General features: G+C 54.9%; 19 protein-coding genes. 12 read left to right on the top strand and 7 right to left on the bottom strand.

Going from position 1 to position 20,188, the window contains the following annotated elements; all coding sequences use genetic code 11:
• Window positions 1-1,282: aminotransferase class I/II-fold pyridoxal phosphate-dependent enzyme (locus tag EJQ19_RS23115; RefSeq protein WP_241243050.1), on the top strand; the 1,282-nt coding region annotated here is incomplete at its 5' end.
• A gap of 75 nt (window positions 1,283-1,357) precedes the next feature.
• Here the strand turns inward: EJQ19_RS23115 and EJQ19_RS23110 are convergent.
• Window positions 1,358-2,212: an AraC family transcriptional regulator gene (locus tag EJQ19_RS23110; RefSeq protein WP_126143599.1), complete on the bottom strand. Its 855-nt coding sequence runs from the start codon at window positions 2,210-2,212 to the stop codon at window positions 1,358-1,360.
• Window positions 2,213-2,347: 135 nt separating this feature from the next.
• On the opposite strand from EJQ19_RS23110, the gene EJQ19_RS23105 reads away from it, so the two are divergent.
• Together EJQ19_RS23105 and EJQ19_RS23100 are read left to right on the top strand one after the other, a co-directional pair.
• Complete coding sequence (locus EJQ19_RS23105; protein WP_126143598.1) at window positions 2,348-4,411, top strand: beta-galactosidase; 2,064 nt, start codon at window positions 2,348-2,350, stop codon at window positions 4,409-4,411.
• A 142-nt stretch (window positions 4,412-4,553) separates the two neighbouring features.
• On the top strand, window positions 4,554-4,901 hold the full coding sequence (locus tag EJQ19_RS23100) for a hypothetical protein (protein WP_126143597.1): 348 nt from the start codon (window positions 4,554-4,556) through the stop codon (window positions 4,899-4,901).
• A 52-nt stretch (window positions 4,902-4,953) separates the two neighbouring features.
• Here EJQ19_RS23100 and EJQ19_RS23095 read toward each other — a convergent pair whose 3' ends face one another.
• Window positions 4,954-5,439, bottom strand: a complete 486-nt coding sequence (locus EJQ19_RS23095; RefSeq protein ID WP_126143596.1) for an SRPBCC family protein — start codon at window positions 5,437-5,439, stop codon at window positions 4,954-4,956.
• Window positions 5,440-5,593: 154 nt separating this feature from the next.
• Here EJQ19_RS23095 and EJQ19_RS23090 point away from each other — a divergent pair, with 154 nt between their 5' ends.
• Together EJQ19_RS23090 and EJQ19_RS23085 are read left to right on the top strand one after the other, a co-directional pair.
• On the top strand, window positions 5,594-6,445 hold the full coding sequence (locus tag EJQ19_RS23090) for a helix-turn-helix transcriptional regulator (protein WP_164716682.1): 852 nt from the start codon (window positions 5,594-5,596) through the stop codon (window positions 6,443-6,445).
• Between the two features lie 77 nt (window positions 6,446-6,522).
• Window positions 6,523-7,317, top strand: a complete 795-nt coding sequence (locus EJQ19_RS23085; RefSeq protein ID WP_126143594.1) for a TIGR00266 family protein — start codon at window positions 6,523-6,525, stop codon at window positions 7,315-7,317.
• Between the two features lie 87 nt (window positions 7,318-7,404).
• Here the strand turns inward: EJQ19_RS23085 and EJQ19_RS23080 are convergent, their stop codons facing one another.
• The 3 genes from EJQ19_RS23080 to EJQ19_RS23070 all read right to left on the bottom strand — a co-directional run bounded on the left by EJQ19_RS23080 (window position 7,405) and on the right by EJQ19_RS23070 (window position 10,311).
• Window positions 7,405-7,824, bottom strand: a complete 420-nt coding sequence (locus tag EJQ19_RS23080) for a universal stress protein (RefSeq protein ID WP_241243049.1) — start codon at window positions 7,822-7,824, stop codon at window positions 7,405-7,407.
• A 116-nt stretch (window positions 7,825-7,940) separates the two neighbouring features.
• Window positions 7,941-9,047 carry a winged helix DNA-binding domain-containing protein gene (locus tag EJQ19_RS23075; protein WP_206438473.1) on the bottom strand — a complete coding sequence of 369 codons (1,107 nt, stop codon included), beginning with the start codon at window positions 9,045-9,047 and terminating at the stop codon, window positions 7,941-7,943.
• Window positions 9,048-9,129: 82 nt separating this feature from the next.
• Window positions 9,130-10,311: an epoxide hydrolase family protein gene (locus EJQ19_RS23070; RefSeq protein ID WP_126143593.1), complete on the bottom strand. Its 1,182-nt coding sequence runs from the start codon at window positions 10,309-10,311 to the stop codon at window positions 9,130-9,132.
• Between the two features lie 156 nt (window positions 10,312-10,467).
• Here EJQ19_RS23070 and EJQ19_RS23065 point away from each other — a divergent pair, with 156 nt between their 5' ends.
• From EJQ19_RS23065 to EJQ19_RS23055, 3 genes are all read left to right on the top strand, one after another.
• On the top strand, window positions 10,468-11,421 hold the full coding sequence (locus EJQ19_RS23065) for a helix-turn-helix transcriptional regulator (RefSeq protein ID WP_126143592.1): 954 nt from the start codon (window positions 10,468-10,470) through the stop codon (window positions 11,419-11,421).
• Window positions 11,422-11,855: 434 nt separating this feature from the next.
• Window positions 11,856-12,230, top strand: coding sequence for an MmcQ/YjbR family DNA-binding protein (locus tag EJQ19_RS23060; RefSeq protein WP_126143591.1), 375 nt, complete (start codon window positions 11,856-11,858; stop codon window positions 12,228-12,230).
• 729 nt (window positions 12,231-12,959) lie between these two features.
• Window positions 12,960-13,679, top strand: a complete 720-nt coding sequence (locus tag EJQ19_RS23055) for a stalk domain-containing protein (RefSeq protein WP_126143590.1) — start codon at window positions 12,960-12,962, stop codon at window positions 13,677-13,679.
• Between the two features lie 190 nt (window positions 13,680-13,869).
• Here EJQ19_RS23055 and EJQ19_RS23050 read toward each other — a convergent pair whose 3' ends face one another.
• Window positions 13,870-14,784: a helix-turn-helix transcriptional regulator gene (locus tag EJQ19_RS23050; protein ID WP_126143589.1), complete on the bottom strand. Its 915-nt coding sequence runs from the start codon at window positions 14,782-14,784 to the stop codon at window positions 13,870-13,872.
• 103 nt (window positions 14,785-14,887) lie between these two features.
• Between EJQ19_RS23050 and EJQ19_RS23045 the strand changes: the two genes are divergently transcribed.
• Window positions 14,888-15,352: a VOC family protein gene (locus tag EJQ19_RS23045; protein WP_126143588.1), complete on the top strand. Its 465-nt coding sequence runs from the start codon at window positions 14,888-14,890 to the stop codon at window positions 15,350-15,352.
• 1 nt (window position 15,353) lies between these two features.
• Here the strand turns inward: EJQ19_RS23045 and EJQ19_RS23040 are convergent, their stop codons facing one another.
• Window positions 15,354-16,241, bottom strand: a complete 888-nt coding sequence (locus EJQ19_RS23040) for a LysR family transcriptional regulator (protein ID WP_126143587.1) — start codon at window positions 16,239-16,241, stop codon at window positions 15,354-15,356.
• A gap of 108 nt (window positions 16,242-16,349) precedes the next feature.
• Here EJQ19_RS23040 and aroA point away from each other — a divergent pair, with 108 nt between their 5' ends.
• The 3 genes from aroA (at window position 16,350) to EJQ19_RS23025 (ending at window position 20,123) form a co-directional block, all read left to right on the top strand.
• On the top strand, window positions 16,350-17,699 hold the full coding sequence (gene aroA, locus EJQ19_RS23035; RefSeq protein ID WP_126143586.1) for a 3-phosphoshikimate 1-carboxyvinyltransferase: 1,350 nt from the start codon (window positions 16,350-16,352) through the stop codon (window positions 17,697-17,699).
• A gap of 18 nt (window positions 17,700-17,717) precedes the next feature.
• Window positions 17,718-18,776 carry a chorismate synthase gene (gene aroC, locus EJQ19_RS23030; protein ID WP_126143585.1) on the top strand — a complete coding sequence of 353 codons (1,059 nt, stop codon included), beginning with the start codon at window positions 17,718-17,720 and terminating at the stop codon, window positions 18,774-18,776.
• A 117-nt stretch (window positions 18,777-18,893) separates the two neighbouring features.
• Window positions 18,894-20,123, top strand: coding sequence for an NAD(P)/FAD-dependent oxidoreductase (locus EJQ19_RS23025; protein ID WP_126143584.1), 1,230 nt, complete (start codon window positions 18,894-18,896; stop codon window positions 20,121-20,123).
• The last annotated feature ends 65 nt before the right edge of the window (window positions 20,124-20,188 follow it).

Here is a 20,188-nt window from a genome sequence, read left to right as displayed (position 1 = left end):
CGAGACCCTGCAACGCGAAAACAATCACGTGTACGACATGCTTTCTGCACTAGGCAAATCGATTTACTTCCCGAAAGAAGGCATTCTCAGCCAATCGGCTGAAGCAAAAGCCAAAGCCAAGAAGTTCAATGCTACGATCGGTATCGCTATCGAGAACGGGCAGCCTATGCATCTGAAGGTCATTCAAGATACACTTTCTACTTATAATCCGAAAGACATTTATGAATATGCGCCGCCTGCGGGCAAGCCTGAACTTCGCACCGCTTGGCGCAAAAAAATGCTGGAAGAAAACCCGGCAATCGGCAGCAAATTGATCGGAAATCCGATTGTGACGAACGCATTGACACATGGCCTGAGCATAGCGGCAGACTTGTTTGCAGACGCAGGCGATGCGGTTATCATTCCGGACAAAAACTGGGAAAACTACGAGCTCACGTTTGAAATTCGCCGGGGCGCCCAGATCGTGAACTATCCGCTGTACACGAATGCGATGAAGTTCAACTCCGCCGGCCTTCGCGACGCGCTGCTGGCGCAGAAGTCCAAGGGCAAAGCGATCGTCGTGCTGAACTTCCCGAACAACCCGACTGGCTACACGCCGAACGCACAGGAAGGCCGCGAGATTACGGCGGCGATCAAGGAAGCGGCGGAAGCCGGCATCAATGTAGTCGTGCTGACGGACGATGCATACTTCGGTCTGTTCTTTGAGGATTCCATGCACGAGTCTATTTTCGGGCAGCTGGCGGATCTGCACCCGCGCGTGCTTGCCGTGAAAATCGACGGCGCGACCAAAGAAGAGTACGTCTGGGGCTTCCGCGTCGGCTTCATCACGTATGCCGGCCAAAGCGAAGCGCTGCTCGCAGCACTGGAGCAGAAAACGATGGGCATTATCCGCGCTACGATTTCCAGCGGCCCGCATCCCTCCCAAACGTTCGTGCTTCACGCCCTGAATTCTCCGGAATTCAACCAGCAGAAGCTGGAGAAATACGAAATCATGAAAGGCCGCGCGAACCGCACCAAAGCGATCCTGGACAGCGGCAAGTTTGACGATGTATGGGATTACTACCCGTTCAACTCCGGTTACTTCATGTGCCTCAAGTTGAAAACCGTCGATGCCGAATCCGTACGCGTACAACTGCTGAACCAGCATGGCGTGGGCACGATTGCACTCGGAGAAACGGACCTGCGCGTAGCGTTCTCCTGCATCGAGGAAAGCAACCTCGAAGAGCTGTTCAACCTGATCTATCAAAGCGTGAAAGAGCTCGAGACCGTCTCTGCCCAATAAAGAGAAGGGTGCTCCTGATTACCGTGAACGAATGCGGTAAGCGGGAACACCCTTTTTTTTTGCAGAACGGCACCTTTACATGGGCCGCTTCGTATGGACATGCTTCAGCCACTGTTTTGGCGTATAGCCGTAAGTTCTTTTAAACATCCGGATAAAATAGCTCGTTTCCATCCCCATTTGCTGCGCAACTTCGTCGATCGTCATCCCCGGCTGCTCTTCAAAAAGCTGCACAGACCGGCGCATCCGCATCTGCTGAATATATTGCTGCGGCGACACTCCGTAGCTGGCCGTAAACAACCGATTGAAATGCTGAACGGAATAGCCCACGGCTCTAGCCAGATTGGACACCTGAATGCCCTCATTATAATGGTCGTGAATCAGCTTGACCGCTTCCCGCAAAGCGCCGTTCGCTTGTCCAGGAGGATGCACCCGCGCCCTGACCTCCCGCCCGCTCCGGCTTTCCATTACCGCAATCAGCATATCGTACATGCGCCGCGACGCTTCCCCATCGCCATTCTCGCTATCCAGATGAATGCACTGCCAAAGACCTTCCAGTTTGTTCCATAGCTTCTGAAAATCTTCGTCCGCACATGCCATTGGCGTCCCGCAACTGACATGAGTTAGCATCGCTTCGGCCGCCGTACCGTTAAAAGCGACAAAGCCAAGCTCCCAATCCTCCCGGCGCTGCTCGGGATAATATTCGTGATGTACCCCAGCGGGCAGCAGCAAAATCGAACCCGGGGACATGCTTAGCTCTCGCCCTCCGGCAATGCGAAAGATGCCTCTCCCGTTGCGGCTTAAGAACAGTTGATGCGCCGGAAACCCCTCCGGCCTGTAAAGCTGCTTCTGCTCATGGCTGCCCACGCAATACACATGGAGCGGAAGAGCGGATTCAGGCGGCAGCAGCTCCGCCAGCAGAAACGGCATCATGCGAGCGTCCCTCCATGTTCATTTTATACGATTTTCTCCATCATCTGTTCTATTAGTATAGCTCCGGCGTGTCCTATAATCAAAAGGAAACCACTAGGTCGACGATCATTATTTTTTTCAAGGAGAGATGGATGCATGATTCGAAAATTTCCGCCGATTAGTCCCAAATTGCCTGTTCTGATGCACGGGGCTGACTATAATCCCGATCAATGGCTGCACGACCCGCAAGTGCTCGCAGAAGACATTCGGCTCATGAAGCTGGCCGGCTGCAATGTGATGGCGATCGGGATTTTTGCCTGGGCGGCTCTGGAGCCGGAAGAAGGTGTGTTCACGTTTGAATGGCTTGACCATGTACTCGATTCGTTCGCAGCTAACGGTATTTACGCATGGCTGGCAACCCCGAGCGGTGCGCGTCCGGCCTGGATGTCGGAGAAATACCCGGAAGTGCTGCGCGTCTCTCGGGGCCGCGTACGCAATCTGCACGGTGTGCGGCACAATCACTGCTATACCAGCCCGGTTTACCGGGACCGAACGGCGCGGATTAACGGTGCATTAGCCGAGCGTTACGGTCATCATCCCGCGGTCATCGGTTGGCATATCTCCAACGAGTTCGGTGGCGACTGCCATTGCGGCTATTGTCAGGACGCGTTCCGTGCCTGGCTGCAGCAAAAATACGGCACGCTGGAAGCGCTGAATGCCGCTTGGTGGACTTCCTTCTGGGCGCATACGTACTCGTCCTGGAGCCAAGTCGAATCCCCGGCGCCGCACGGCGAGAACGCGGTTCACGGGCACAATCTCGACTGGAACCGGTTCGTTACCGACCAGACCGTCGCCTTTTGCCAGCATGAGATCGCTTCGGTTCGCAGTGCCAATCCCGCGCTCCCAGTGACAACCAACATGCATTTAATCGAGATGCTCGATTACCGGAAACTTGCCGATTGTCTGGACGTCATTTCCTGGGACTCCTATCCGATGTGGCATGATGGGCAGGATGACAGCGAGCTTGCGGCGTCCACCGCTTTTTATCACGATTTGTTCCGCTCACTTAAGCAGAAGCCATTCCTGCTCATGGAAAGCACACCGAGCCAGACGAACTGGCAAAAGGTCAGCAAACTCAAGCAGCCCGGCATGCACCGGCTCTCCTCGCTTCAGGCGATCGCGCACGGTTCGGATTCCGTGCAATATTTTCAATGGCGCAAAAGCCGGGGCTCCAGCGAAAAATTTCACGGTGCCGTCGTCGATCACGCCGGGCATGAGCATACGCGCGTCTTCCGCGATGTCGCTGCACTCGGCAAGACATTAGGAGATATCTCCGCTATCATCGGTACCACGACGCCGGCTGAAGCCGCCATCCTCTTCGACTGGGACAATCGCTGGGCGGTCAAGGACGCGCAAGGTCCCCGGAATTCCGGCATCCACTACGAGCGAACAGTGCACCAGCACCATCGCGCGTTGTGGGAACTCGGGGTGCCCGTCGACGTCATCGGCTCCCAGGACATTTTCGCCGGCTATAAGCTGATCGTGGCCCCTATGCTCTATCTATGCACCGAAGAAACCGGCCGGCGGCTCGAAGCGTTTGTTGAAGGCGGCGGCACACTCGTCACCACGTACTGGTCCGGCATCGTGAATGAGCACGACCTGTGCCATCTTGGCGGGTTCCCGGGACCGCTCCGCCGCACGCTCGGCATTTGGGCAGAGGAAATCGAAGGGCTTTATGACCACGACCGCAACGGCTTGCGTCTGCTGCCTGACAATCCGCTCGGCCTATCCGGTACGTTCGAAGCGCATGAAATTTGCGAAATCGTTCACACGGAAGGCGCCGAAGTACTTGGCGTGTACACGGACAGCTTCTATGCCGAACAACCGGCGCTGACCCGAAATGTCTTCGGCGCTGGACAGGCCTACCATATGGCGACACGGCTCAAGCCGGACTTCTTGTCGGCGTTCTACAAGTCCGTTGTTGCGCAAACCGACACAGCCCGCGCAATGGATACAGAGCTGCCGCAAGGCGTGACGGCTCAGATTCGGACGGACGGCGAGACGGCCTATGTCTTTGTCATGAATTTCAGCGGCAAGGTGCAGCGTGTTCAGCTTGATGGTCGCAGCTATTCAGAGCTGGAAACGAACGCGCCTCTGCAAGGCATCCTCGAGCTTGCCGTCAACGGTATCGTGCTTATGAAACGTCCCGCAAAGCCTTAAGCAAACGTTGGTAGGCAGGGGCACAGCCTTGTGAAGCGATCCCGTTATTTGCACATTTTTCATCATATAGGATAATCTATCACTCGGGCACCTCCCTTTCTGCATTTACTAGGATCAGATAGAAAAAAGGGAGGTGATTTCGATGGCTAAAGCATTACGTCCCGCTAAACTCGACACCGGTCAAGGCAAAGTACTCCGCCGCATGCCGGGAACACTCAAACCAACGCAGCGCCTCTCCCGCTTCACGGTGCTATGGGTAAGCACAAGCGGCGTTCCTTTCCAAACTGCCGGCTTTACTTGCACAGCAAGCACAGTTGGCGGCACGCGTCTCGCGACCGTTCGTTTCGACAACTACGGTACAGCCGTCTTCCGTTCCATAGGCACACCTACAACGCGTACGCTCATCCTCCGCACTTTCGATCAAGACGGCGTCCTCTTCCGTACGCGTACCGTTCCTTCAGGCGTCGCAGCATTCGCGATCATCGGCTAATCGTCTCTCTTTAAGGTCTAAAAGCTAGCTCGGGATGAGCTAGCTTTTTATTTCATAACCCTTTCGAGATCGCTTGATACGCCTCGTACCATTGTTCCCACTCCTCTTGCGGAAACGTTCTCGGTTCATCGGCTAACTGGTTTGCAAGCAAGTCCAGACACACATGCCACCCGGCCAGATCTTTCGGCGTATGCGCCGTCCATTCGCCGACATACTCGAGCAGCTCCAGCCGCGTCCCCTCGGCAACAGGCTGCACATGAAAGCGCACTCGCCCTGCTCCCCATTCGAACTCCAGAACTTCCCCCTGCACAAAATCCGTGATTGACATTTCAATGAGCGGAGACGTACCGTCTTTCATATCAAAAAGCATGCTCCCACCGCTGCCAAGCTCGCCTGTTTTCAAATTCGGCATCCACACCGCAAGCGCTGCGTCTTCCGTCAATGCCGCCCACACTTGCGCCGCCTTCTGCGGCAGCAGGCGCTCGAATCGCGCCGCGTAGCCTTGATCCGTTTGAATAATAACCGCTAAAGGTGCCATCGTCTGCACTCGCTCCTTTTCTGAACAACCTATAAAGACTACTATAGCGTCTTTTATGCCAGCCTATCAAATAGAAAGAAGAACAGTAGCTTTTCGAAATCAGACATGCCATACTAAATTTAGCAAAATGTTAGGTGAAGGAGCACCGATTATCATGAAAGAAACTTTGCATGAATTCGTCGATTTGCATCATTTCATGCCAACGCGCTTCGACCGGACGGGCGGCTTCTGGCTTATACGGGCCGGACGAAACATCGCCAAGCCTAACTACTGGGTAGGACGCAAGCAGATTGATTGCTTCGGGCTGCATGTTATCCGGAGCGGAAGCCTGCTGCTGCGCTTCGGGGACCAGCAGGTTCATCTTCACGCTGGGGATCTTTTTTGCCTTTTTCCACATTTATCCTACGAGTACCAGATCGCCGGCGAAGACGAGCTTCAGATGCTGTGGCTGTCCCTGCAAGGGCCTCAACTGCCTGAACTGCTGCAAGCGATCGGCGTCACGCCCGCAGAGCCTTACCGTCGTCAGGCAATCCGTGAAAAATCTCTGGACGCCCTGCAAGAAATGGAACGTCTGGTTTGGGAGCAGCCGGCCGCGCGGAAGCTGACGATGTTCAGTGCGCTGTGCCGTTTTTTTGAAAGCCTGGAGCTGGATAGCCCCCTCCCTCATCAACAGGATCAGCCTGCGACAGATAACTGGATTCAGGAAGCGGAGCGTTTCTTCCAGTTGCATTATACCGAAGAGCTGCGGATTCATGGCGTTGCCGACACATTTGGCTTGCATCGCTCCTATTTTTCCCATGCCTTTACGCAAAAGGTCGGTATCTCACCGCAGCAATACATCCAGCGTCTGCGCCTGCAGCGTGCCCAGCAGCTTTTACTGCAGGACCCTGATCTGACGGTCGGCGAAATCGCGCTTTCCGTGGGTTATCCGGATCTGTATACCTTCTCTCGCGCGTTCAAACGGCACGTCGGATGCTCCCCGAGCGATTATCGGTTGAGCACTTAGAAACCAACGCCTCGTTCCCAGCGTATAACTATTTTAATTACGGATATTTACATACATTTATTGGAGGTACAAGAACGATGAACGCACATGAAATTGATTATCGTATTCTAGGAAGTGAGATGCAGTACGTGGAAATTGAGCTCGATCCGGGAGAAAGTGTGGTCGCCGAAGCCGGAAGCATGATGATGATGGATCAGAACATCCATATGGAGACAGTCTTTGGAGATGGCAGCAGCGATAACAAAGGGTTCATGGGCAAGCTGCTTGGTGCGGGCAAACGATTGTTGACGGGTGAAAGCTTGTTCATGACGGTATTTACGAATCAAAGCTCATACGGGAAAGAAACGGTGAATTTTGCCTCTCCTTATCCGGGAAAAATCATTCCGATGGATTTGCAGGATCTCGGCGGCAAATTGATTTGTCAAAAAGATTCCTTCCTCTGCGCAGCGAAAGGCGTATCCGTTGGGATCGCGTTCCAGCGTAAGTTAGGAGCCGGCTTCTTCGGCGGCGAAGGCTTTATCATGCAAAAGCTTGAAGGGGATGGACTCGCATTTGTCCATGCGGGCGGCTCCATCTGCGAACGTGAGCTCCGTCCTGGGGAAGTCCTTCGCGTAGATACGGGATGCCTTGTGGCAATGACGCAAGACGTGGACTATGATATTGAAATGGTCAAAGGTGTGAAAACGGCACTGTTCGGCGGCGAAGGTCTGTTCTTCGCGACACTGCGCGGACCTGGGCGGGTATGGATCCAATCCTTGCCGTTCAGCAGGTTGGCGGACCGGATGGCTTCGGCTTCCAGAGCAGGCGGACGGAAAGAAGAAGGAAGCATCCTTGGCGGCTTAGGTAATTTGCTTGATGGAGACGGAAGATAGGCGCTTAGCCGATAAACCAAATAAGCCCGGTGGCGAGCTTCATGCTCGCACCGGGCTTTGCGTTTATCAATCATCTTCCCATCCTGGCTATTTCGTCACCATGACCGGACAATGCGCGTGTTTGATGACATTGTGGCTGACGCTGCCCAGCAAAATCTCGGAAATCAAGCCGGCACCGCGGCTGCCCATCATAATAAGATCAACTTGGTTGTCGTCGGCAAACTGGGTGATTATTGTAGAAGGATCGCCAGTTTTCAATTGAACGTCGTAAGTAATTCCGGCCGCCGTTAGCTTGTCCTCCGCAGGCTTCAGAATTTGCTGTCCCTCCGCCTCAGCATTCTCCTCAATGGAAATGATCGGCGGCTCATTGAGTACAAGGATAGGACTCACATGAAGAATCGTTATTTTCACTTCGTGGGATAAGCTTACTGCCAAGGCAACCGCTTGTTCGAGCGCATGATCGCTATGCTCGGAGCCGTCAATCGGAACGAGAATTTTGTGAAACATAGAAATTCCTCCCATCGTGATGCGTGAACGCATCCTTTTCAGAAAGCTTATGATGTTCCATGTCTCTATCATACTCCCGCATAACGTTAACGTCAACGTAAAGTAATCTCTGGGACTTACTGAGGATTGACAACCATTTCCGAGGCCTCCGTTTCCGCTCCGACAAAATGAAGCAACCGCTCCCCTTCCTCCTGCAAGGCAGCCAGCTCCGCTTGAGCGATCTTGCCGAACATGTCCGCAACGACTACCGTTTTGCCTCTTTCCCTATGCAGCTTCCAGGTTCCGGCCACGTACCCGTCGATGAGAATTGTCGGCCGCACGATGCCATTTGAGGTAAATACCCGTTTACGGTACCGCTCCTCCAGAATACGACTGCGGTCCGCATGCGCAAGCAGGATGTTGTCAAACTCACCGAGAAAGCGCGGCGCCGCCGGCGTATCGGACTCAGGCCGTGGGGCATCCGGCAGATCGAACAGAACGGCGCCTTGCTCCGTCTGGAACGTTACGAGCTCGCTCGTGAGCTGCTCCAGCACTTTGCCTAGCCCCGAAAGTCCCGACCACACCTGCATATCTTTCACTGTCGCCGGGCCGAAGGCCGCCAAATATCGGCGAATCCACTGTTTCGCGTCAGGTTCAGTGCCCATCGATTGCCCGAGCCACAGTTCCATCGTCGTATGCACCGCCTGTCCGCTCTCTCCCCATATGCCGCGAGGCGGTGTTTGCACGAGCGGCACCAAGTTTCGTACAGCTGCCGACAGCGCTTCTGGTCGCTGCGCAAGCCACTCCTGCTGCAAATGTTCTCCCAACTCGCTGAGCGTCATCGGCTTCTCTTCCACCAGGCGTCGGCCGCTCGCTGCCAGCCGGCTCCTGTCCACGCCTTGAAGTTCCTTGCCAAATGCGCCGTTCAAGCTGCGTTCCATCACCGGCTGCAGCCACGGTCGGAGCGCCAGCGCATCAGCAGATGACGTCAGATGCAGCGTCGCCCGCATCAAAGCGATACGCACCGCCTTGCGACTTCGGATCAGCGATGAAAGCTGCTCCTGGCGAAAATTTTCAACCCTGGACCATAGCGCAAAGTAAGGGGCGTTCGGGGCTTGCGCCTGCAAGCCCGTCAGCTTTTCAATAACGTCCAGCACAGGAAGCTGTACCCGGCCAAGCAGCATCTGTCTGGCCAACAAGGCCCGATTCAGCGCGCGGGAATCCATCATTGGCATATTCTTCATGGCGGTGCCTCCTTCTCATTCTGGGGCCGGCATAACCGGGATCGGCGGATGAACCTATCTGTACCCGCAGCCACCAGTCTCCTTAACGCATGCCGCGGAAAAATTTGCGCATGTCGCCGATCATCAAATCCGGCGCATCCATCGCCGCAAAATGAGTGCCCCGATCGAACTCGCTCCAATGGACAATTCGGTTGCCTTGCTCCGCATAATGGCGAATGGCGACATCTGACAATTGGAATACCGCAACGCCGATCGGCGTTTCCGATACTGCCTTCGGCGCCCAAGCCGCCGGATCATGCGCCGCTTCATAATACATTCTCGCCGACGAGCCCACCGTTCCATTCAACCAATACAGCATCAGATTCGTTAAAAACCGATCCTTATCGACAGCGCCCACCGCATCGCCGAAACCGTTGAACAGCTCCGCCGTCCAGGCAAGCAGCCCAACCGGCGAGTCATTGAGTCCATAAGCCAATGTCTGCGGACGCGTCGATTGAATCATATTGAAACCGAAGCGCTCCTTCATGAACTGGCCCAGCCGGCCAAGGCGGACTTTTTCAGCGTCCGAAAGCGTCGCCAACACATCATCTTCCACGGGTCCCATTGGAATAAAGCCCATGGTGGCCGCACTCACATGCACACCGGCGACCCGGCCCGCTGCGATACGCCCCATCTCCGGCGCGATAATCGCCCCCATATCGCCGCCCTGTACGCCATACTGCGCATAGCCATGACGCTCCATCAGCTCGGCGAAGGCTTGCGCCGCGCGCCCGGGCGTCCATCCCGCTTCTTCCGTCGGCCCCGATAAGCCGAAGCCCGGGATGGAGGGGATGACGAGATGAAACGCGTCAGCCGGATCGCCGCCATAGGAACTCGGGTCGGTCAACGGGCCGATCAGATCCAAAAACTCGACGGGCGAACCGGGCCAGCCGTGAATCAGCAAGAGCGGCATAGCCGACACCTCTGGCGAAGGGACGTGGAAGAAATGAAGATTCGCGCCATCGATCGTCGTCACATACTGCGGAATGTCATTCAGCCGCTGCTCCTGTTTGCGCCAATCGAAAGCCGTGCGCCAGTAATCGGCCATGTCTTTGACGAAGGGCAGCGGCACGCCATACTGCCAGCCTGCACCAGGCAGCTCATCGGGCCAGCGGGTATGCGTCAAGCGATACGTAAGATCGTCCAGCGCCGCTTGCGGCGTTTCAAGACGATAGGGGCGGATGGCCTTTGCGTTTTTTTCTGATGCGGAAATCGGTGTGTTCATGGGTAACTCCTCCTCAAGGGAATTTGGTTTATACTTGCATTGTAATCTCCCCTTGTTGACAACTGTCTGTCAGGAACGGGCCTGCGGCGAGAAAAAGATCGACTTCCCACCGAAGGAACGGTAAAGTCAGTTATAGAGGAAGGAGCTGGAATTTCGTTGAAAATTGAACGCTTACTCGGCATTACCATGATCTTATTAAGTCAGCGGCGGGTGAACGCCCAATCGCTTGCCGATAAATTTGAAGTTTCGCTGCGGACGATTTATCGGGATTTGGAGACAATCAATATGTCCGGCATCCCCATTGTTTCGTATACAGGCTCCGACGGCGGGTATGAAATTATGGAACAGTTTCGGCTCGACCGGCAAATCGTGACCTTTGACGATCTGCAATCGATTCTGGTTGCGCTCAAAGGCGTTCAGGCTTCACTGGATGATACAGAAATGGACGCCCTTCTGACCAAAATCAAGGCGCTAGTCGCCAAATCCGAGCAGCATCAGCTGGCAGAACTCGGTGAAACGTTGATGTTCGATACGAATTTGTGGCACGGCGGCGGCATCAAAGATCGCTCCATGCTGGCAGCGCTGCGTCAAGCGGCCAAGCAACGGTCGGTCGTCTCGTTCCGCTATACGAATACGGAAGGCATAGGCGAGCAGCGTGAAGTCGAGCCCTTGGGTCTGGCCTGGAAAGGCTATGCGTGGTACTTATATGCCTACTGCCGGCTGCGCAGCGACTATCGCACGTTCCGAGTGTCGCGCATAAGCGGGCTGCGCCTGCAGCTGGAAACGTTCGCGAACCGCGGCGTTCGCATGGAGGAACTGGATGCGCGTTGGGGCAATCAGGAGACAGGCCCGCTCATACCGCTGTTGCTGCGGTTTCCTCCTCGCCTGCGAGTGCGGGTCGAGGAAGCTTTTGGGCTTGACAACGTCGACAAACAGGAGGACGGCACGCTGCTGGTTCGCGCCAGCTACCCCGACAACCACTGGATGTACGGGATGCTGCTCAGCTACGGGCCTGACGTCGAGGTGCTCGAGCCGCTTGCCGTGGCGGATACAATAAAAAATCTCGGCCAACAGATCTATCTGACGTATCACAAAGAGGCGCCCCAGTAAGGTTGCTTCCTCACTTCGGGCCAATCTTCTTCACCTCACTAATCCTGCGGATAAGACCGAGTTCTGCTCCTGCTGGCGCAGTGGTACACCCCCATCACCTGCATTTCCTACATCAAATTTTGGACAAATCGGCCGTTGAAGCGGAAGAACCTGCAAAAAGTACATGTAAATTCGCCATTCTCCCCTTAAAGCGAGGTATTTAGGCGTGATTGTTGTATTTTGCTGTAACTTTTACAGGTAGTACTGCCGAATGAAGTGTTTCTCGGTAATGTTGCTGTAGTTTTTACAGGAACATGCACAAGGGGATGAGAGGATAGGTGAGGGATCACCGTCCTGTGAATGAATCTGCCTCAACCCGCCGATAACAGAAATAGAAAGGAAACGGCGGGCGAATCGCGAATTCCTTTTACAAATCGTGGTGAGGAGGAAACAAGATGGAACATCACATGGGAATGGCAACGCCGGAAGGGAAACGCATGCTGGAGCAGGTGCAGCGGATTTGCAAAGATTTGCCTGAGGTGACGGAATTGATCGACGGCCATGGCCATAACACATTTAAAGTGAGGGATAAATCGTTCATCATTATGAGCGACCATGGCATCACGTTCAAATCGGATCTGGAGAATCAGGAGCTGCTTGTCCAGACGGGGCGGTTTTTCGTCCCCAAATATATCGGACACCGCGGCTGGGTATCCATTCGTCAACCGGGGGATTGGGCGGAAATGGCCGACCTTCTGAAGGAAGCTTACTTGCGAGCAGCGCCAAAGACGATTGCCAAACAGTTTATTGAGGCGAATCGCGTGAAATAGGTGGGGGAAGCAGGTGCTGCGGCGCCTGTTTTTTTACAGATAGCAAGATCTGATTTGGTTTCGCTGTCTGCGCTGTCTCCATTTTTTCGCTGTCTCCGCCTTCTTTGCTATCTCTGCTGTCGGCGTGAAGCGTGGCTTTTAGCTCCTTAACCGGTAGATAGCCAACAGACGAGAGAATTAGCCAATGCAACCACTGGCTAATTCTAGATATGGAGCGGATCCGCCGCGAATAACCAATGACCCCATTGGCTATTCATCCCAATATCGCTGTCTTCGCGATAATTTCCCGAATTAGCCAGTGGTAACATGGCTTATTTAAGCGAATGAGCGTGATTAGCTCCATTTAAGCCATGAAATCATTGGCTATTTCACCCGGCAGACAAAGCTAGCTTTGAGATGCAGTTGTAAACGGCGCGGTATGATGCGGTTTTACCGACCTAACGTTTCCGGCTTTTTTGGCATGTCGGAAAGTCGATCCTGGAAGCGACGCCACGTTATCCGCAAACATGGCCGTTCTTACAAGGAGCGCGGAGCAATTAATTTTTTATGATTAACGTGGTTAAATATGGGAAATTTGTGATTAAACTAGAAACTTTCGAGGTTCGTCGGCGTCTCAATTCATAAAGAAGCTGCTTCGAGTCGCAGGCGGGAAAGATGGTCCCCTCAGAACACGAAGTGTCCCTGGCACTTGTCAAGATGCAGTAATTCTCCTTGAAAGGAGGGATTTCCATGAAAAAAATCATCCTCCCCACGCTGATCGGCCTATCCGTTGCCACTGCAGCGTACGCGGCTGTGGAGCTGGCGGTATCTCCATTTCTCGTCCGATTCACGGTCAACCAGCAGGAGGTCATGCTGCCTGAAGCATACACTGTGCTAAATCAGGAAGGCTCGACCTATGTGCCCCTGCGGTTTGTGGCGGAAGCCATGGAGGGGCAGGTGAGCTACAATGAAGAAGAGCGGCGCATTTCCATTGCCTACGCTTCGGATCGGGAAATGAAGATGACGCATGCCGCCGAAGCGCACCAAGGCGATGTTCAATTGACCCTGCGCTCAGCCTGGCAAACGTATAGGTCAAGCGAACAGATGGTCATTCAAAGTGAAGTTTTGTATACCGGCGATCGACCTTTGAAAATCAAACACGGGAACCCGCTCGTGGTATATACGATTCGAGATGAAGATGGAAAGTCGCTTTCGACGGGGGTTCAGCAAGCGTTAATTACTGATGAACTGTCCCCAAATACGACCTTTACGTCGAGACTCCCTCTTGCGCTATTGAGTGAATTTAACAGCTATCGTAGCGCTGATGCGTGGAAGTTAGAGATGCTGCAAAAGGACCGCCCCTGGCTCCTCCCGGCAGGACGCTACGTAATTGAAGCGACAGCGGCGTTTACGGTGAATGATGAGCGGAAGATGCTGAAGTGTGAACTTGCCATAGAAGTGGGGGGATAATGGATGTTGTCTGCCTTGGTACACCGCACAGCAAAAGGCGCTTCCCCTGCGCATTGTCCAGCTTTGGATAGACAAGCGGCGTCTGCTTGCCCATAGGCAGGGAAAGGCTGGTAATGAGTGCGTACCGACATGCAAAAAGTGGTGTTGGACGTTTTGCGGAGCACTGTGGAGTCGGGGAAGGGGGCAGTGCTTATCCCTCGTATTTCCCTAACATCTTCGCCAAATAACTCCGAAAATCGTCGATATATGCTTTCGGCTCTATAATTTCGAGGTTTGTCCCGAAGCTTGCAAGAAATTGGAATCCCGCAGGATCTTGGGGGACATGGATAGTAGCGAGTGCATATGCAGGGCTGTGGTTTTCAATGCTTTCCCGACCGTATCTTTCGATGAAGTGATCTTTGATAGAAGGCGCGATCAGCGCCTTGATCGTGACGAGCGCTGGCTGATACTTGACGCCGCGCGCTCCTTCTGACGGATGTTCTCTGGGGGAAAAGGTTTGTTCATTCATCGTCAGATTGTCGATCCGGGACAATTTAAATGTTCGATAGCTCATGCGATCGAGACAGAAACCTTTCAGATACCAGCTCATTTCGCTGAAATGAAGCTGGTAGGGTTCGGCGATCCGATGCGTTGGAGCCCCGTTTTTGTCCAGATAATCGAAAGAAATGCACCTTTTCATGGTGATGGCGTCTTGGCATGTTTTCAAAGTATGGTCGATTTCCGACCGCCCCTTCCAGTCATAAAAGGATAGCCGAATTGAACCGGTCAGCGACATCGGGCCTACCATGGCTTCAATTTTTTTGATCGTTCTTTCTACCTCTTCGCTAATGAAGATTTGTTCCAATCCATTCAGCGCCGTTAAAATATTTTCCAAATCGGAGCTGTTCAAAAGTCGTTTATCCACCTTATACTCATTCAAGATCCCATAGCCGCCATGAACGCCATTCACGGCATAGATCGGGATGTTGGCCAAGCTCAGCGCCTCCATATCGCGCAGAATCGTTCTTTTGGAAACATTAAATAATTGCGCAAATTCATTGGAGGAGACCACATCTTTTTTCAGTAATATCATGATGATCGAAATCAGTCTCTCGATTTTATTCATCGCTGCTCCCTGCCTTCGTTTAAATTTTCTTTGGAAAAGGTGACATCAAGATGTCGCCTTTTATGTATTATACTGCAAGTATCACAAGAAGGAGGTATGGGTTATGCCAGCGATTGCTTATTTAAACTTTGATGGTATGGCAGAGCAAGTGATTGATTTTTATTCGGAGGCTTTAGACGCCTATGAAGTGAAGAAAGTGAGATTTGCGGACATTCCGCAGGATCCAAACTTTCCATTGCCGGAAAATGAGTTGAGAATGATCATGGAGTCCGCTATCGAATTCGCAGGCGGCAAAATCATGATGTCGGATATTTTGCCTTCAATGAAGGCAGTAACCGGTGAGTTGGTGAAAGGAAACAACGTATGGATTAGTCTTGTCTTTGCTGATAAAGCTTTAATGAGGCAATACTTTAGCAATTTGTCCGTCGGCGGCCACGTGATTATGCCTTTATCCGATACACCGTGGTCTTCCTGCTTCGGTCTGCTCGTCGATAAGTTTGGGGTTGCCTGGAAGTTCAACAGCGACGCAGATCTATTTCTCGACAGCGTGATGTCCGGCAAAAAGTAACTTATTTCGGACGTTGTTGCATCATCTCCGCAAAGCTAACCGCCGCCAGCGACAGCCGCTGATCCCGGCGCAGCGCAAAGCCGATGCTTCGAACCGGGAGCGGCTCGTCCAGCCGAAGCTCAAACAACGAGCCGCTCTCGAGTTCCTCCTGCACGAAGGCTTTGCTGGTCCAAGCTGCGCCATACCCCATTTTGGCGAACTCCGCCAGCAGATCGACATTCCCTAATTCTATATCCGGCGTAACCGTCAGTCCTTTGGCCGCGAACCAGTGCTCAACCGCACGTCGGGTGCTGCTGCCCGGTGACAGCAGAATGAGCGGCAGCCGGATCAATTCCGGTACGGACAGCACGCGTTCCGCCAGCTCGCGGTATGCTGCGCCCACGACAATACAGTCCTCCGACTCGTCCAGCACATACACCTCCAACTGCGCGTCCTCCAGAGGCAGATTGATCACGGCGCAGTCGATGTCGCCGTCTTTTAACCGCTGTACAAGCTCAGGTGTCTTCCCGTGGGACAAGCGAATGCGAATCCCGGGATGCAAGCTGTGATACGCGTTCAGGTGAGGGAGCAGCAGATGCTTGATCAGCGAATCGCTGGCGCCGATGCGAATTTCGCCTTCCTGCAGCTGCTTGAGGTTGCGGAGGTGCTTGTGTCCGGAGTCCAGCATGGCGAAAGATTGCTCCACGTATGACAGCAAGGCCTGCCCTTCCTCCGTCAGCTCGACACCCTTGGACCGCCTGTGGAATAACGTGACCCCCAACGCTTCTTCCATCTGCTTGATGGCATAGCTCACGGAGGGCTGCGTGATGTGCAGTTCTTGAGCGGCTTTGGTGAGATTGCGGCAGTGGGCGGTATGCAGGAAAATACGATACCATTCCAGGTTGATCATATGATATAGAACTCCTCTATGACAAAGTGATGAAATTACAATTTCATTTATTCCAATATTCTCATTATAATCGGAGTACATCACATTGACAAAAAAGAGGTGGAAACCATGAGTCTGCATCAACCTGATTTGGAAGCCCGCTCGCCTTGGTCGCCAAATCGCCATATACACGAGGTGGCCGTCTATCCTCCGCAAGGAAGGGTAAACGCCACGCTGCGCATGCCCGGCAGCAAAAGCTTAACGAACCGGGCGCTCATTATCGCCGCATTAGCTGAAGGACGGTCGGAGCTAAAGGGGATACTAAAAAGCGATGATGCCTACTGGTGCATCGATGCGCTCACTAAGCTGGGGATCTCCGTGGAGGTCGAAGGGGATACCGCATATGTGGACGGCTGCGGAGGCCAGTGGCCGATCCCGACGGGCGAACTTTACGTAGGCGCAGCGGGGACTGTGGCCCGATTCTTGCCGGGAGCGCTGGCCACAGGGCTAGGAAGCTGGACGCTGCGCGGAAGCCGGCGCATGCAGGAGCGGCCGATGGCGCCGCTGCTTCAGGCTTTGGCGTCGCAAGGGGCATCGCTCACCTACACGGACAAGGACGCGTGCCTGCCGTTCAAGCTCGAGGCGCAGGGGCTGCGAGGCGGGGAAGTGACGCTGCCGGGCTCGACGTCGAGCCAGTTTATCTCCGGGGTGCTGCTGGCCGCGCCTTATGCGCAAACACCGCTGACCGTCACGATTGACGGCGAGGTCGTGCAGCGCGACTATATCCAGTTGACGCTGGATATGATGAAAGCCTTTGGCATCGCGGTGCAATCCGCGAGCGATGGGCAGTCCTTTGCCGTTCCGCAGGGCCAGTACGGGGCGCAATCAATTGAACTGGAGTCGGACGTCTCCACGTGCGGTTATTTCTGGGCGGCCGCGGCGCTGACAGCGGGGCGCGTGCGCATCGAAGGCGTCGATGCGGCGATGACGCGGCAGCCGGACATCGAGCTGCTGGACGTGCTGGAGCAGATGGGCTGCACCGTGCAGCGGGGCGACGGCTTTGTCGAGGTGCACGGGACGGCGCAGCTTAAAGGCGGTTTTACCCGCAGCATGCGCAAATCGTCGGATCAGACGCTGACGGTTGCTGCGCTGGCGGTTTTCGCCGACGCGCCGGTGACGCTTACGGGTGCAGCTCATATCCGGCATCATGAATGCGACCGCATCGCGGCGATCTGCACGGAGCTGCGGAAGCTTGGCATTCAGGTGGATGAGCATCCGGACGGCTTGACGGTGTATCCGGGAGCACCAAGCCCGGCGCTGCTCGATTCCTACGATGACCATCGCATGGCGATGGCGCTATCGTTGATCGGGCTGCGGGCAGGCGGCATCCGGATTACCGATCCGGGGTGCGTGTCGAAGACGTGTCCGGACTACTGGGCGCGCCTGGGCGCAATCGGCGCGCAGATTAGCGAAGCTTAACAAGGGAGATGAAGGAGCATGGCAGGCAACACATTTGGCGATATATTTAAAATTACAACCTTCGGGGAGTCGCACGGCGCCGCGGTCGGCGTGATCGTGGACGGCGTAACGCCGGGCGTCGAACTGGACGAAGCTTATATCCAAAAACAGATGGATCGCCGCAAGCCGGGGCAGTCCTCGGTGACGACATCTCGTAAGGAATACGATACGATTCATATTTTATCCGGTGTCTTTGAGGGCCGGACAACCGGCACCCCGCTGTTCGTCATGCTGCATAACCAGGACATGCGTCCTTCGGCGTATGACGATATTCAGCACGCTTTCCGTCCCGGTCATGCCGATTACACGTATTTGCACAAGTACGGCATTCGCGACCATCGGGGCAGCGGCCGGGCTTCGGGCAGAGAGACGGCGGCGCGAGTGGCCGGGGGTGCTGTCGCGCGCAAGCTGCTTGAACGGCGAGGCGTTCAGGTTGTGGCGTATACGAAGCAAATCGGGCCTATCGCCTGCGGCACCTTTGACGAGAGCGTCATTGAACAGAACGCTGTCAGAGCTTGCGACCCTGAGGCGGCCGAAGCGATGATTCGGCACATCGAAGAGCTGGCCGCTGTTGGAGACAGCAGCGGTGGGATCGTCGAATGCCGCATCCGCGGCGTGATGCCGGGCCTCGGTGAACCCGCGTTCGATAAGCTCGACGCGGAGCTGGCGAAGGCGATGCTTTCCATCGGCGCCGTCAAAGGCATTGAATTTGGAGCCGGCTTCGCGGCGGCGACGATGCAGGGCAGTGAGCATAACGACGGCATGAACCGGGACGGTTTTCTCAGCAACCACGCAGGCGGCATTTTAGGCGGCATCAGCACGGGGCAGGAGATCGTTTTCCGGATCGCCGTGAAGCCGACGTCGTCGATTTCGCTCCCGCAGCAAACGATGAACGTTCACGGCGACGAGCAGACGATTCAGACTTTCGGTAGGCACGATCCTTGCATTTGTCCGCGGATTGTGCCGGTCGTTGAGGCGATGGCTTGTCTCGTGCTGGAGGATCATTATAAACGGCAGGCCGCTATGCTGAACGAGTAGCTTGGGGCGAGAGAGCGAGTGCTTGCGTGTCCTTCTTCATTGTGGATACATCCCCCGGTTCTGGGAATCCTGAAATCAGAATGAGGGATTTGCGGTCCAGGAGGGAAAGAAGACGATATGAACTTGCATACCGGAATGCCCGTGTGGCGGGCGACGTGTCCGCATGTTCGGGAGTATCCGAAGCTGGAGGAGGACATTGACTGCGAGGTGCTTGTAATCGGCGCCGGCGATTCGGGGGCGCTGGTGTCGTACCTGCTGATGGAGCACGGCATTGACACGGTCCTGATTGATAAAAGGGCGGTTGCCCACGGGAGTTCTTTTGCGAGCACGGGGCTTTTGCAATTTTCCAACGATAAATCGCTCACCGCCTGCTTGAACACGTTTGGCGAGGCGCAGGGGCTGCGCTTCTATCAGCTGTGCCAGGAGGCATTGAACGACCTCGAGGCGATTTCCTCGCAATTGGTGTACAGTCCTGAATTTGCTCGCCGCCCGAGTCTTTATGTGGCAAGCTGCCCCGAGGACGTAGCCATGCTGCAGGAGGAATGCCGCGCGCTTCAAAAATACGGTTTTCCGGTCGATTTTTGGACGGAGGATCAGATTGCCGCGAAGTACTCCTTTCGGAAACCGGGCGCGATCTATGCGCAAGGGGATGCGGAGGTCAATCCGTTTAAACTGGTGAACGGGCTCATTGAGACGAGTTATTTAAAAGGCATGCGCGTGTTCGCCAACACCGAAGTGTTTCGGATGCCGGGTGAAAAAGGGCGCCTCGTCTTCCGCGCCGGCCGGCATGCCGTTCGGGCGCAGTATGCGGTCTATGCCACGGGCTATGAGACGCAGGAGCTGAGGCGCAATCCTAACGCCGTGCTAACAAGTGCGTTCGCGATGGCCACCAAGCCGGTCGCTTCGTTCGACGGCTGGCATGCGCGCAGCCTGATCTGGGAGACGGCGCGCCCCTATCTGTATATCCGCACGACGGCGGATAATCGGATCGTAATGGGCGGCTTGGATGAGCCGACCACGGATCCGGAGGAGCGGGAGCGCATGCTCCCCCGCAAAACCGAGCTCCTGCTCCAAAACGTGCAGGAGCTGTTCCCGAACATGCCGGAGCTGGAGGTCGCGTACAGCTGGACGGGCGCTTTCGGCAGCACGCATGACGGGCTGCCGATGGTGGGGGAGCAGGAAGGCTTCGACAACAGCTACTTCATGCTCGGTTACGGCGGCAACGGTACCGTGTACAGCGCGATTGCCGCGAAGTTGGTCGCGGCCGCGATTGTGCATGGCGGACACCCGGACCTCGAGCTGTTCCGCGTGGAGCGGCCGCGGCATGCGTCGGCGCTTGTTTGGTGATAAATGGAACGCTTCCGAGCTGGATAAAGAAGACATCTACCCATTTTCTGAGGGTGAGGTCTTCT

Source organism: Paenibacillus whitsoniae, assembly GCF_003955665.1.
In the GTDB taxonomy this organism is placed as follows: Bacteria; Bacillota; Bacilli; order Paenibacillales; family NBRC-103111; genus Paenibacillus_E; species Paenibacillus_E whitsoniae.
This window is presented reverse-complemented; position numbering and strand designations above follow the sequence as displayed.

Excerpts from the sequence above, each read along its gene's own strand:
- EJQ19_RS23100 (WP_126143597.1), top strand. The coding sequence starts at position 4,554 with ATGGCTAAAGCATTACGTCCCGCTAAACTCGACACCGGTCAAGGCAAA.
- EJQ19_RS23085 (WP_126143594.1), top strand. The coding sequence starts at position 6,523 with ATGAACGCACATGAAATTGATTATCGTATTCTAGGAAGTGAGATGCAG.
- EJQ19_RS23025 (WP_126143584.1), top strand. The coding sequence starts at position 18,894 with ATGAACTTGCATACCGGAATGCCCGTGTGGCGGGCGACGTGTCCGCAT.
- aroA (WP_126143586.1), top strand. The coding sequence starts at position 16,350 with ATGAGTCTGCATCAACCTGATTTGGAAGCCCGCTCGCCTTGGTCGCCA.
- EJQ19_RS23055 (WP_126143590.1), top strand. The coding sequence starts at position 12,960 with ATGAAAAAAATCATCCTCCCCACGCTGATCGGCCTATCCGTTGCCACT.
- aroC (WP_126143585.1), top strand. The coding sequence starts at position 17,718 with ATGGCAGGCAACACATTTGGCGATATATTTAAAATTACAACCTTCGGG.
- EJQ19_RS23105 (WP_126143598.1), top strand. The coding sequence starts at position 2,348 with ATGATTCGAAAATTTCCGCCGATTAGTCCCAAATTGCCTGTTCTGATG.
- EJQ19_RS23045 (WP_126143588.1), top strand. The coding sequence starts at position 14,888 with ATGCCAGCGATTGCTTATTTAAACTTTGATGGTATGGCAGAGCAAGTG.
- EJQ19_RS23090 (WP_164716682.1), top strand. The coding sequence starts at position 5,594 with ATGAAAGAAACTTTGCATGAATTCGTCGATTTGCATCATTTCATGCCA.
- EJQ19_RS23050 (WP_126143589.1), bottom strand. The coding sequence starts at position 14,784 with ATGAATAAAATCGAGAGACTGATTTCGATCATCATGATATTACTGAAA.
- EJQ19_RS23080 (WP_241243049.1), bottom strand. The coding sequence starts at position 7,824 with ATGTTTCACAAAATTCTCGTTCCGATTGACGGCTCCGAGCATAGCGAT.
- EJQ19_RS23075 (WP_206438473.1), bottom strand. The coding sequence starts at position 9,047 with ATGAAGAATATGCCAATGATGGATTCCCGCGCGCTGAATCGGGCCTTG.
- EJQ19_RS23110 (WP_126143599.1), bottom strand. The coding sequence starts at position 2,212 with ATGATGCCGTTTCTGCTGGCGGAGCTGCTGCCGCCTGAATCCGCTCTT.
- EJQ19_RS23070 (WP_126143593.1), bottom strand. The coding sequence starts at position 10,311 with ATGAACACACCGATTTCCGCATCAGAAAAAAACGCAAAGGCCATCCGC.
- EJQ19_RS23095 (WP_126143596.1), bottom strand. The coding sequence starts at position 5,439 with ATGGCACCTTTAGCGGTTATTATTCAAACGGATCAAGGCTACGCGGCG.
- EJQ19_RS23060 (WP_126143591.1), top strand. The coding sequence starts at position 11,856 with ATGGAACATCACATGGGAATGGCAACGCCGGAAGGGAAACGCATGCTG.
- EJQ19_RS23040 (WP_126143587.1), bottom strand. The coding sequence starts at position 16,241 with ATGATCAACCTGGAATGGTATCGTATTTTCCTGCATACCGCCCACTGC.